We start from the raw sequence: 12,879 nt of genomic DNA on the forward strand, positions 1-12,879 counted from the left end.
ACAGATCAAGAAAGACATCTCAATAAGAAGATTAAGGGAAGCAGGTATGCAATTTACGGAAGAACAACAGCTGATTCAGGACATGGCCAAAAGTTTTGCCCAGGAGCAGATTAAACCGAATGCTGGCGAATGGGATGAAAAAGGCATTTTCCCGAAAGAGGCTTTGGCCCAAATGGGTGAACTGGGCTTTATGGGAATGCTGATTCCGGAAGAATGGGGCGGTTCAGGCACGGGAACGCTGGCCTATGTGCTAGCCCTAGAAGAAGTTGCCGCAGCCGATGGTGCGACATCGGCCATTATGAGCGTGCATAACTCAGTTGGCTGTGTGCCCATTCTCAAATTCGGCACCGAGCAGCAAAAGCAGCAATATTTAAAGCCACTGGCTCAAGGTCAAATGATTGGCGCTTTTGCCTTAACCGAACCACATACCGGCTCGGATGCTGCCGCCATTAAAACCCGCGCAGTTAAAGATGGCGATCATTATATTATTAATGGTGCCAAACAGTTTATTACCTCGGGCAACAACGCCGGCATGATTATCGTGTTTGCCGTAACCGACCCGAATGCCGGCAAAAAAGGCATGAGCGCCTTTTTAGTGCCACGCGATACACCCGGTTATGAGGTCATCCGGGTGGAAAATAAACTGGGCTTACATGCTTCCGATACCTGTCAGATTGCCTTAACCGATGTGCGCATTCATGAAAGTTTAAGGCTGGGCGCCGAAGGTGAAGGCCTAAAAATTGCCCTGGCCAATCTGGAAGGCGGGCGCATCGGGATTGCCGCGCAGGCGGTAGGTCTGGCGCGCGCCGCTTTAGAAGAAGCCAGCCGCTATGCGCATGAGCGTGTGGCCTTTGGCAAACCGATTTTTGAACAGCAGGCCATTTCTTTCCGGCTGGCCAGCATGGCCACCGAAATTGAAGCAGCACGGCAGCTGGTGCATTTCGCGGCCCGTAAAAAAGAAGCTGGTGAAAGCTGTTTAACTGAAGCCTCCATGGCCAAACTGTTTGCCTCAGAAATGGCAGAACGGGTTTGTTCCAAAGCCTTACAGATTTTTGGCGGCTATGGCTATTTAAAAGATTTTCCAATCGAGCGTATTTATCGGGATGCGCGTATTTGCCAGATTTATGAAGGCACCAGCGACATTCAGCGTCTGGTGATTGCACGTAGTTTATAATTGAACAGGGAGATTGATCATGCAATGGGAAACAATTTTACTTGAACAGCGTAACGGGGTTGGACTGATAACCTTAAACCGCCCGAAAGCCTTAAATGCCCTGAACCATCAGCTGATTGCCGAAGTCAATCAGGCGCTGGACCGGCTGGAAAAAGACCCGGATATTGGCTGTATCGTGATTACCGGTTCAGAAAAAGCCTTTGCTGCCGGCGCCGATATTAAAGAAATGGCAGATCTCACATTTCCACAAATTTATCTGGATGATTTTTTCAGTCTGGCCGACCGCATCGCCCAGCGCCGTAAACCGTTAATTGCCGCAGTCAGTGGCTATGCCTTGGGCGGTGGCTGCGAACTGGCGCTCATGTGTGACTTTATTTACTGTGCTGATAATGCCAAATTTGGCCTGCCTGAAGTGACTTTGGGTGTATTGCCGGGCATTGGCGGTACCCAGCGTTTAACCCTGGCAATTGGTAAGGCCAAAGCCATGGAAATGTGTCTGACGGCCCGCCAGATGGGCGCGCAGGAAGCTGAACAAAGTGGACTGGTGGCACGGGTGTTTGCCAAAGAGGAATTGTTAGAGCAAACTCTGCAAGCCGCAGAAAAAATTGCCGAAAAATCCCTGCCAGCAGTGATGATGATTAAAGAATCCATCAACCGTGCTTTTGAAGTCAGTCTGGCCGAAGGCTTGCGTTTTGAGCGACGTATTTTCCATTCCATTTTTGCCGGTCAGGACCAGAAAGAAGGTATGCAGGCCTTTGTCGAAAAACGCCCGGCCCAATTTAGCCATCAATAAAAATCATAATAGGAAAAATAAATGAGTACGGACAATAATTTAGCCATTCATGTGCAGGGTGGTCTAGGCATGATTAGCCTGGACCGGACCAGCCACTTAAATGCCTTAACCTTGCCGATGATTCAGGGTATTCAGGCACAACTGGAGCAATGGCGTGAGGATGCTGCGGTACAGGCCATCCTGATCAATTCCAACAGCCCGAAGGCCTTTTGCGCGGGCGGTGACATCCGTTATCTGTATGACAGTTATCAGGCCGGCAATACCCAATATCAGGATTTTTTTGCCACTGAATATCGTATGTTGAGCAACATCCGGAATTTTCCAAAAACCGTTATGGTGATGCTGGATGGCTATGTGCTGGGCGGCGGTTTTGGTCTGGCGCAAGCCTGTCATATCAAGATCAGCAGTGAAAAATCCCGTTTTGCCATGCCGGAAACTGCAATCGGCTTTTTCCCCGATGTCGGTGCCACCCATTTCCTGTCACGGCTAGATGATGTTGGTGTATATATGGCGCTGACCGGTGAACAGATCAGCAGCAGCGATGCCTTGTATTTAGATTTAATTGACTATCATGTGCCGAGTGCGCGCTTTGCTGAATTAGAAGCAGCGTTAATTGCAGCGCCGCTACTCAACCCGATTGAAATCCGCAAAATCATCAGCAGCTTTATTACCCATCCGGCAGAAAGTGAATTGCAAAAGCGTATCGAGCAGATCAATAGCCATTTCTCTTATGCAACGCTGGATGATATTGAACACAGTCTGGCTCAGGCAGGTACCGGTCCAGATCAGGAATGGGCGCAGAAAATGCTGGCTATTTTGCAGCAGCGTCCAGTAATGGCCAAACAGGTCAGCTTAAAGCTGCAACAGGTCGGGCAAAACTTGTCGCTGGAAAAGTCAATGCAGCTGGAACGCAATTTACAGGATGTCTGGATGCAGCAAGGTGATTTTATTGAAGGTGTACGCGCTTTAATTGTCGATAAAGATAAAAATCCGCAATGGCAAACTGACAATAGTGCTTTTGAAAAAGTACTGGAAACTTTGTGGCCGGTCTGGAATACCCAGCCGCTGGAACAGATTTCTTAAACAGTTAAATATCCAAACCTTAATAAAAACCCTCTTTCAGATTGAAAGAGGGTTTTTGTTTAGAGCATCTAAACTGGACGTTTAGCTCTGCATAATTCCGCTGACACCGGTCACAATCATATCAATGGCGATGGTCCCAATCAGCAAGGCGGCCAGACGCCCGACAATATCGACATACAAATCAATATAATTGGAATGTTTATGCTGCAAATGATCATGTGCATATTTCATTAAAATAAGCAGGCTACAGGTCAGAAATAGCGTCACAAAAATCACCAGCACCAGTTGCCACAGGCTTAGCTGAATTCCGGTAATGACCGCGGCGCTGATGGTTCCCGGGCCAATCATAAACGGCATGGCAATGGTGCCGGCCAAATGATGTGGCGCACCGCGCATCACCCCAATGGTATCGGCGCCTTCAAACACATAGCGATAACCAATCACCAGAAAAATAATCCCGCCAAAAATCTGGAAAGATTCAAAACGGACATGCAGGACATCATGAAAAAAGGCTTCACCGGTTTTGGCGAAAATAATAAACACCACAAAGCTGATTAAACTGCCCTGAATCAGGGCGCGATTAAACACTCGGGCCTCGGAATTACGGATAATGCCGAGCATATAAATACTCATTAAAAACGGGTTTAATAATGAGAAAAACAGTGCAAAGGCGTGAAGCGATTCAGACATCCTACAGATTCCTTATTGATCCGGGTCTGGAAAGAGCGGGCGCTTGCCTGGACTAATCCGGTTGATGTGCAAGAACATCAAATGGCGCTCGTATTTATCCAGAATGTCGTTAATGACCTGTTCCTTGCTATAACCCACCAGATCATTGCCTTGCGAGCCTTCAAACAGATAGGTTTCCAGACGGTAATAGTATTTCTTGGTGCGTTTGCCGCGTGAACTGAAGTTGGGTGTGTCATAACGGATTGGCCAGATCTGGTAAACGAAGTTTTCTTCTTCATCCAGCTGAATGGTTAAATCCAGATGTGACAGTTCCGGTTCATCATCCAGGGCTTTTTCCGCCAGATCGACCTGAATGCCTTTGTTGATGAATTCTGTGGCCACCGCCTGCATTGCCGGTTTACAGACCTCTTCCAGCATTTGCTGGGTCTGCGATAAATTGGCATGCAGCATTACCCGGCTGAGGCGTTTTTTCCAGTTAAAGATGTCGACATTGCCGACCACGGGCGCCGCATTCATGCTGGTACTGGCCTGACGGAAATCTTCCAGACGCAAGGACTTATACAGTCCGGCCATCACAAAGAAAATCACAAAGCTAAAAGGCAGACCCATAATAATCGTGGTGTTCTGTAATGCTGTCACGCCATTCGCCATGAGCATTGCCAAAGTTAGCAAACCGATAGCAATGGCCCAGAACACACTGAGCCAGCGCGGTGAATCATGCTCAATATTAGTGAATTTAGTGGTGAAGTTCCCCAATACCAATGCCCCTGAATCCGCTGAAGTCACATAGAACAGCAAACCTGTAATGGTGGCGACACCTGCGAGAAATGTGAAACCTGGATACTGTGCTAGCAGATCATAAAAACCATGTGCCGGATTTTCTAAAACTGTCGTAGCAAGTTGAGTATTACCATCAAAAATCACGCTGTATAAAGCACTGTTACCGAAAATAGACAACCAGGTCAGGGTAAATAACAGAGGAATAACCAAAGTCCCGGTGACAAATTCGCGAATGGTACGACCACGGGAAATACGGGCCAGGAACAGACCAACAAAAGGTGACCAGGCGATCCACCATGCCCAGAAGAACAGCGTCCAGCTATTCATCCATTCTTTAGGCTGCTCAAAAGGAAAACTGCTTAAAGAGAGTTTCGGGAACTGGCTGAGATAATCACCAAAATTCTGAATTAGAGCCGCTAATAAAAACTCTGTATTTCCCATAAAGAGAATAAAGAGCAGCAACCCGATTGATACATAGATATTAATTTCAGACAGAACCCGAATACCTTTATTGACACCCGCAGTCACGGAAATAATAGTAATAATGACTGCAACACCAATTAATGCAGTTTGAATCCAGATATTTTCCGGCAAGCCAAACAGGACATGCAGACCGTAATTTAGCTGAACCACACCGATACCGCAGGTGGTGGCAATACCAAAAATCGTACCAAGTACTGCAGCTGTATCTACCGTATGGCCAATCGGGCCATTAATTCTTTTTCCAAAAATAGGATAAAGCGCAGAGCGAATTGTCAGTGGTAAATTATAGCGATAACTGAAATATCCCAACGCAACCCCAATCAGCGCATACATGCTCCAGCCGGTCAGACCATAGTGAAACAGGGTCCAGACCATAGACTGGCGTGCAGCTTCAAAGGTTTCAGCTTCACCGACTGGAGGACTCATATAATGAGACAGGGGTTCAGCGACCGAGAAGAACATCAAGTCAATCCCGATCCCGGCTGAGAACAACATGGCCGACCAGCTCAGCAGGCTGAATTCGGGTTTAGAATGTTTGGGACCAAGCTTGATTTCGCCATAACGCGACAGGGCAATAAACAGTACAAAGACCAGATATAAGGTGGCCGCCAGCAGGTAATACCAGCTAAAGGTCCGACTGACCCAGTTCAAGATTTGGGTAATGAGCTGATTCGCCTGGTCATTAAATAAAATCGTAACCAGCGAAAACAGCAGGATGAGTGTTGCCGAAAGAAAAAAGACAACTTTGTTCAGACTATCGGTCGTCTGTTCAGTTTTCTTTTGCATAAATCTGTGACCATATTTTTTTAATTCGGATCTACAGCGCAGTGTGTTTTGGCTTAACCAGACTATAGGCATGGCTCTCATTACAAACATTTGCAAATGAAAAACAAACTGAGCTGTACATCAGGAAGCAGACGGGACTATAATTTATTTTAATTGAACGTTCAATTAAAATAACGTTTTTATATGTTACCTTGCCTTGTGTATGATTTTTATTAGTCAGGTCGATCTTATGCCTAAAGTTGGTATGCAACCGATTCGTCGTCAACAGCTGATTGATGCCACCTTATCTGCCATTAATGAACTGGGTTTTGCTGAAGCGTCTATCAGCCAGATTGCCCAGCGGGCAGGTGTGTCTACAGGCATCATCAGTCATTATTTTCAGGGCAAGCATGGCCTGATTGAAGCGACCATGCGTTATTTGCTGCAACAGCTGGGCGATGCCATTTCGGCCAGTTTAAACGCCGCAGAAAATACCCCGGAGCAGCGCCTGATTGCGATTGTGCGTGCCAATTTCTCGGCCGAACAGACTGACAAAGCGGCCATGAAAACCTGGCTGGCATTCTGGGCCAACAGTATGCATCAACCTGACTTGCATCGTTTGCAGCAGGTTAACCATTACCGCCTGCATTCCAATATCAAGCATGAGTTTGCCAAACAGCTGGACCGCGATCAGGCCGAACGCGCCGCACAGGGTCTGGCCGCACTGATTGACGGTTTCTGGTTACGCGGTTCCTTAATGACCACTGAACTGGATGCCGATTTACCTATTCAGATTTGTGCCGACTATATCCGTCAGCAACTCAATATTCACTAAATTACGAGGAGAACCAATTGATGCAATTCAATACACAACGACCTTATATTCACGGTCAGTTTGTCGATGCTTCATCCTCTGAAACATTCCAAAGTATTAATCCGGCCAATGCTGAGGTGTTGGCCACCATTCAGGCATGTAACCAGGCCGATGTTGATCGGGCAGTACAGTCTGCCAAACAGGGACAAAAAGTCTGGGCAGCCATGACCACCATGCAGCGTTCACGCATTTTAAATCAGGCCGTAGCCATTTTACGGGCACGCAATGATGAGCTGGCAGAAATTGAAAGCCTGGACAGTGGCAAGCCTTTAAGTGAAACCCGGAGCGTCGATATTGTGACCGGGGCAGATGTGCTGGAATATTATGCCAGCATTTTACCAGCGCTCGAAGGCCAGCAAATTCCATTAAGAGAAAGTTCTTTTATTTATACCCGCCGTGAACCGCTGGGTGTGGTGGCCGGTATTGGCGCTTGGAATTATCCAATCCAGATTGCGTTATGGAAATCTGCACCGGCCTTGGCCGCAGGCAACGCCATGGTATTTAAAGCCAGTGAAATTACCCCACTGACCGCGTTAAAACTGGCCGAAATTTATAGTGAAGCCGGAGTACCGGACGGCGTCTTTAATGTGGTGACCGGTGGTGGCGATGTGGGTAGCTATTTAACTGAGCATCCAGAGATTGCCAAAGTATCCTTTACCGGCGGTGTGAGTACCGGTAAAAAAGTAATGGCACAGGCAGCGGCGTCCAGCTTAAAAGAAATCACCATGGAACTCGGTGGAAAATCACCGTTAATTATCTGTGAAGATGCCAATCTGGATCTGGCTGCCGATATCGCCATGATGGCCAATTTCTACAGCTCTGGACAGGTGTGTACCAATGGAACCCGGGTGTTTATTCCTGCTGCTTTAAAAACTGCTTTTGAAGAAAAGATTCTGCAGCGCATTCCCTATGTGCGCATGGGTCAGCCTTTAGACCCGAACACTAATTTCGGGCCACTATCCAGCTTTGCCCATATGGAAAAAGTATTGCATTACATTGAGCTGGGCAAACAGCAGGGCGCTCGTCTGTTAACAGGCGGGCAGCGCGCAGCGGCAGCTGAATTTGCGCACGGGGCTTTTGTCGAACCCACGGTATTTACCGACTGTCATGATGAAATGCGCATTGTCCAGGAAGAAATTTTTGGCCCGGTTATGAGCATCTTAAGCTATGACAGTGAAGATGAAGTAATCCGCAGAGCCAATGCCACCACCTATGGTCTGGCTGCTGGTGTGGTCAGTCCGGATTTAAGCCGTGCCCATCGCATTATTCATCAGATTGAAGCTGGGATTTGCTGGCTGAATACCTGGGGTGAATCACCTGCAGAAATGCCGGTCGGTGGTTATAAACATTCCGGTGTTGGACGTGAAAATGGGCTTGTGACCTTGCAGCATTACACCCAGACCAAATCGGTTCAGGTCGAACTCAGTCCTTTCCAATCTGTATTTAGCGCATAAGGGGGATTTGATGAATTACGACTATATTATTATCGGTGCGGGCTCTGCGGGTAATGTTCTGGCAGCGCGTTTAACTGAAGATCCAGATACTAAGGTGCTATTACTTGAGGCAGGTGGCCCGGACTATCGTCTGGATTTTAGAACCCAGATGCCGGCTGCTTTAGCTTATCCATTACAAGGCCGCCGTTATAACTGGGCCTACCTGACTGATCCTGAACCCCACATGAACAATCGCCGTATGGAATGCGGCCGTGGTAAAGGTCTGGGCGGTTCTTCACTGATTAATGGCATGTGCTATATCCGTGGTAATGCTATGGATCTGGAACAGTGGGCCAGCTTTAAAGGTCTGGAACACTGGAACTATGCGCAGTGTCTACCATATTATAAAAAAGCTGAAACTCGCGATATTGGCGGCAATGACTATCACGGTGATTCAGGCCCGGTTTCAGTCGCAACGCCTAAGAATGGTAATAATGAGCTGTTTCATGCCATGGTCGAAGCTGGGGTTCAAGCCGGTTATCCACGTACCGATGACCTGAATGGCTATCAGCAGGAAGGATTTGGCCCGATGGACCGTACCGTAACCCCACAGGGACGCCGTTCCAGCACGGCGCGTGGTTATCTGGATATGGCCAGACAGCGCCCGAATTTAACCATTCGCACCCATGCCATGACCAATAAAATTCTATTTCATGGCAAGCAGGCGGTGGGAGTTGAATATTTTCAGGGACAAAGTACCGCGCAGCCACTCCAAGTCTTTGCTGAAAAAGAAGTGTTGCTCTGTGGGGGTGCCATTGCTTCCCCGCAAATTCTGCAGCGTTCCGGTGTCGGTAATGCCCAGCATCTAAAAAGCCTGGAGATTCCGGTGGTTCATGATTTACCGGGCGTGGGCGAAAACCTGCAAGATCATCTGGAAATGTATTTACAGTATCAGTGCAAAAAACCGGTCAGCTTATATCCAGCCTTAAAATGGTATAACCAGCCAAAAATTGGCGCAGAATGGCTGTTTTTAGGTCAGGGTGTGGGTGCCAGTAACCAGTTTGAAGCCGGTGGCTTTATCCGCACCTCCGATGAGTTTGCCTGGCCGAATATCCAGTATCACTTTTTACCGGTCGCCATTAACTACAATGGCAGTAATGCCATTCAGCAGCATGGTTTTCAGGCGCATGTCGGTTCTATGCGCTCTCCATCTCGTGGGCGGGTCAAACTGCGCTCCAAAGATCCGTTTCAGCATCCAAGTATCCTGTTCAATTATATGAGTACCGAACAGGACTGGCGCGAGTTCCGTGATGCCATCCGCATTACCCGGGACATCATGCATCAACCGGCTTTAGATGCCTATCGCGGCGAAGAAATCAGCCCGGGCAAACAGGTACAAAGCGATGCCGAGCTGGACGAATTTATCCGTAACCACGCTGAAACTGCGTTCCATCCATCTTGCAGCTGCAAAATGGGTGAAGATGATATGGCGGTGGTCGATGGCTACGGGCGAGTACATGGGCTGCAAAACCTGCGAGTGATTGATGCTTCCATCATGCCGCTGATTATTACCGGCAACCTGAATGCCACCACCATTATGATGGCCGAAAAACTGGCCGATCATATTCGTGCCAAACCGGCGCTGGCCAAATCTACGGCGCCATTTTACCGGGCCAATACGCCAGTCCGGTCAATCTAGCCGCAACAGAACGCTTTGATCTCTTAGATCATTTTGATGTGCATTTTTATACACATCCTTTTTTCTTAGTTAAAACCACATATCCAACCATCCGCACAGCTCACGGTCGGATGGTTGGCTGGGATTTTTACATTCAATCAGGTTAAATTTTAAAACAATGATTCCATTTACAAGAACGGTGGTCGCCGCCGGGTGTCTGTCATGTATCAGCATGTCCAGCTGGGCCAATGATGCATCCTCTTCCTCTATTGATGTGTCTGGTCAGCTGACCGCAGTATCTAAATATGTGTCGCGCGGTCTGACCAATGCACCAGAAAATGAAGACTTGGCTTTGCAGGCCTCTTTAACCCTGGGTTACGGAAATTTTTATGCCGGTTATTGGGGCAGTACACTGGGTTATTCATACCGCGATTTACAACAAGGCCGGCAATACAGCACCGATAAAATGGAACATGATTTTATTGTCGGGCATGTGTCAGATTTTAAAGGCCTGACTTGGGATCTGTGGAATGCGACCTATTATTATCCGGGTGGGGACAGTACCACCTCCAATGAACTGGGCCTGCGTGTCAGCAAGAATGTGAATGATCAGGCTACTCTGACCTTCGGCGTGTCGACCTATTTATATGATGTGGTGTATATGAATCAGGGCGATACCTATGTCAGCCTGAACTATGCCCATCAGCTCAGCGACAAATTAACTGGAAATCTGGCCGTTGCAGGTTCCTATTTTAATGACTCCGGCAAATATGAAGGTCAGGAATTTTTAGATACCCAGACCGATACCGCTTTTCGTTTTGCCTCGGTCGGGCTGGATTATGCAGTTGCGCCGAATGTGAATGTCTTTTCCGACTTCATTCTGGGTGGCTATGACCGCAGTAAAATCAAACAGAAAAATCAGGCGGTTTGGGGCTTAAGATATAGCTTCTAATCTAGTCCCCAAGCATCAACCCTTTAATTGAGCGTGGAAGAGGGCTGCTCCGGCCGAATGCGAATGCTTAAACCCTGAGGCGGGTTCAGGCTTAAATCTATCTGGTAGTGATGATGCTGGAGCAATGCTTTCACCAAAGCAAGACCTAAACCATGACCCTGTTGCTGAGCAGATTTACGCCAGAAGCGCCGGGTCATCTGGGTCAGTTCAGCGGCAGTCAGCCCCTGACCATCATCTTGTACCAGCAGTTGCTGATCATGCATGGTAATTGCAATTCGGCTTAAGCCTTGGGCATGTAGCAGGGCATTTTCCAGCAGATTTTTCAGGATGGTCTGCAAGCTCAGCGGTGGTAGTTGCAGGGTCTGCAGACTTTCCCAATCGACCTGCAAGATAGTGTTTAAATGTGGATAAACCGGACTTAATTCTTCCATCACTTGCCTCAAAACTGGTGCGACTTCGGTGGTTTCCGAATCTGGGGCGGCTTGCGCAGCGTCATGATCGGTCTGGCTCAGTAATAACAACTGTTCCAGCAACTGCTGATAGCGCCAGATACTGTTTTCGGCCTGTTTCAGGTTTTCAATCAGCTTGCTGGCCTGCGCCGGATTCTGTTCAACCATCATCCGGCTGAGTTGTACATGAGTTTTAATTGCGGTTAAAGGGCTGCGCAGTTCATGCGCGGCATAGGCGGTAAACAGTTTTTCATTTTCCAGACTATGGTACAGGTTCTGAATCAGCTGATTGGAATTATCGACAAAGGGCTGGACTTCTTTGGGAATTTTACGCGCATCCAGATGTTGCAGATAATGCGCCGCATCTGACAGCGAATGCTGTTTATCTGCCAGTTGCTGGGCCATATCATCCAGAGGGCGGAATTCTTTACGCAGAATATGAATCACCAGCGCCATACAGATCAGCAGCGATAACACCAGCGGAATCAGCACCGATTGCAGAATCTGTTGCAATAAAGAGGCTCTAAGCACCAGCCGTTCTGCGGCCACCACCTGAATATCGCCTTTACGCAGCACATAACTGCGCCATTCCACACCATTTTCCTGCCAGGTACTAAAACCCGGTTGCTGTCCGGTCAGTTGTTCCGGTGCGCCGCGGGTCCGAGCCACTACATACGGTCCCAGCGTAATATCCGAGCTAAACACCGACACCTCACAGGCAATCAGGTTTTGCGCATGATACTGTTCGGCCACCTGTTTTAAGGAATCGGGATTAATTTCCTGGAGCGGCAAATGCTGAATCAGCCGCGCCACCATTTGTGCAGAGGCAAACAGGCGCTGATCCAGCGTATCTTGCAGCCGCTGCTGCAAATCATAATACAGCCAGCAAAACACCAGACTCCACAGGCTAAGAAACACCACCATAAACATGCTGACCAGCCGCCATTTTAAACTGTAGTTCTGCATATTCAGCTCTCGGTTTCCGGCACTTTAAACATATAGCCCACACCACGAATGGTCTGAATCAGCTGCGGCTCTAGTTTCTGGCGTAAATGATAAATATGCACATTCAGCGCGTTGCTCTCGATACTGTCCTGATAGCCATACAGTTTATCGAGCAGCTGTTCATTTTTTAAAATCTGGTTGGGATGGCTCATCAGGGTTTCCAGCAGGCTGTATTCACGCCGTGACAGAGTCACCGGCTGCTGCTGGAACGTCACTTCCTGGGTATCGCGGTTTAACAGCAAATCACCCAGTTGCAACAGGTTGGAAGAAAAACCACGATTACGCCGTGCCAGCGCATGTATACGGGCAATCAGCTCGTCCAGTTCAAAGGGTTTGGTCAGGTAGTCATCGGCCCCCAGATTTAAGGCTTCTACACATTGCCGGGTTTGATGCCGGGCGGTTAAAACCAGTACCGGCAGATGAATTTCATCCTGGCGCCACTGCTGCAGCAGTTCCAGACCGTCCTGATCGGGCAGGCCCAAATCCAGCAGGCACAAATCGACCGCACTTTGCCGGATAAAATAATCAGCAGCGCGTGCAGTGGCCACATGCTCGACTGAAATATTTAAATAGTCCAGCGCTGAACAGATACTTTGGGCAATATAAGGATCATCTTCGACCAGAACCACAAACATAGTTACTCTCCACCTGAAATCCTATTTTATAAATAATGAGCTATGTTAATGTTCTCTTAATTTAATCTTTTTAATAATGAATCGG

At 48.1% G+C, this 12,879-nt stretch carries 11 protein-coding genes; 7 read left to right on the top strand and 4 right to left on the bottom strand.

Annotated elements, in window-relative coordinates:
* Window positions 1–46 precede the first annotated feature (46 nt).
* Genes FTT68_RS12030 through FTT68_RS12040 form a run of 3 tightly spaced genes read left to right on the top strand, consistent with a single transcriptional unit; the run spans window position 47 to window position 3,050 of the window.
* The gene (locus FTT68_RS12030; RefSeq protein ID WP_104470213.1) at window positions 47–1,174 is read left to right on the top strand and encodes an acyl-CoA dehydrogenase family protein; all 1,128 of its coding nucleotides are present in this window, start codon (window positions 47–49) and stop codon (window positions 1,172–1,174) included.
* Window positions 1,175–1,193: 19 nt separating this feature from the next.
* Complete coding sequence (locus FTT68_RS12035) at window positions 1,194–1,967, top strand: enoyl-CoA hydratase (protein ID WP_168389937.1); 774 nt, start codon at window positions 1,194–1,196, stop codon at window positions 1,965–1,967.
* Window positions 1,968–1,988: 21 nt separating this feature from the next.
* On the top strand, window positions 1,989–3,050 hold the full coding sequence (locus FTT68_RS12040) for an enoyl-CoA hydratase/isomerase family protein (RefSeq protein ID WP_180175388.1): 1,062 nt from the start codon (window positions 1,989–1,991) through the stop codon (window positions 3,048–3,050).
* An 81-nt stretch (window positions 3,051–3,131) separates the two neighbouring features.
* Here the strand turns inward: FTT68_RS12040 and FTT68_RS12045 are convergent, their stop codons facing one another.
* Window positions 3,132–3,740 (bottom strand): MarC family protein, encoded by a 609-nt coding sequence (locus FTT68_RS12045; protein ID WP_005177911.1) that lies wholly within the window; start codon window positions 3,738–3,740, stop codon window positions 3,132–3,134.
* Window positions 3,741–3,752: 12 nt separating this feature from the next.
* Entirely contained in the window at window positions 3,753–5,789 is a 2,037-nt protein-coding gene (locus FTT68_RS12050; RefSeq protein WP_180036342.1) for a choline transporter, read from the bottom strand.
* Between the two features lie 229 nt (window positions 5,790–6,018).
* On the opposite strand from FTT68_RS12050, the gene betI reads away from it, so the two are divergent.
* The 4 genes from betI to FTT68_RS12070 all read left to right on the top strand — a co-directional run bounded on the left by betI (window position 6,019) and on the right by FTT68_RS12070 (window position 10,705).
* Window positions 6,019–6,603, top strand: coding sequence for a transcriptional regulator BetI (betI, locus tag FTT68_RS12055; RefSeq protein WP_168400231.1), 585 nt, complete (start codon window positions 6,019–6,021; stop codon window positions 6,601–6,603).
* Between the two features lie 20 nt (window positions 6,604–6,623).
* Window positions 6,624–8,096: a betaine-aldehyde dehydrogenase gene (betB, locus tag FTT68_RS12060; RefSeq protein WP_180175389.1), complete on the top strand. Its 1,473-nt coding sequence runs from the start codon at window positions 6,624–6,626 to the stop codon at window positions 8,094–8,096.
* Between the two features lie 10 nt (window positions 8,097–8,106).
* Complete coding sequence (gene betA, locus FTT68_RS12065) at window positions 8,107–9,774, top strand: choline dehydrogenase (RefSeq protein ID WP_180175390.1); 1,668 nt, start codon at window positions 8,107–8,109, stop codon at window positions 9,772–9,774.
* A gap of 157 nt (window positions 9,775–9,931) precedes the next feature.
* Entirely contained in the window at window positions 9,932–10,705 is a 774-nt protein-coding gene (locus FTT68_RS12070) for a TorF family putative porin (RefSeq protein WP_075166629.1), read from the top strand.
* Window positions 10,706–10,728: 23 nt separating this feature from the next.
* Here the strand turns inward: FTT68_RS12070 and FTT68_RS12075 are convergent, their stop codons facing one another.
* Window positions 10,729–12,120, bottom strand: a complete 1,392-nt coding sequence (locus tag FTT68_RS12075) for an ATP-binding protein (protein WP_180175391.1) — start codon at window positions 12,118–12,120, stop codon at window positions 10,729–10,731.
* A gap of 2 nt (window positions 12,121–12,122) precedes the next feature.
* Complete coding sequence (locus FTT68_RS12080; RefSeq protein WP_104470221.1) at window positions 12,123–12,794, bottom strand: response regulator transcription factor; 672 nt, start codon at window positions 12,792–12,794, stop codon at window positions 12,123–12,125.
* Window positions 12,795–12,879 lie beyond the last annotated feature (85 nt).

This window comes from Acinetobacter sp. Q85-2 (genome assembly GCF_013420555.1).
Lineage (GTDB): Bacteria > Pseudomonadota > Gammaproteobacteria > Pseudomonadales > Moraxellaceae > Acinetobacter > Acinetobacter indicus.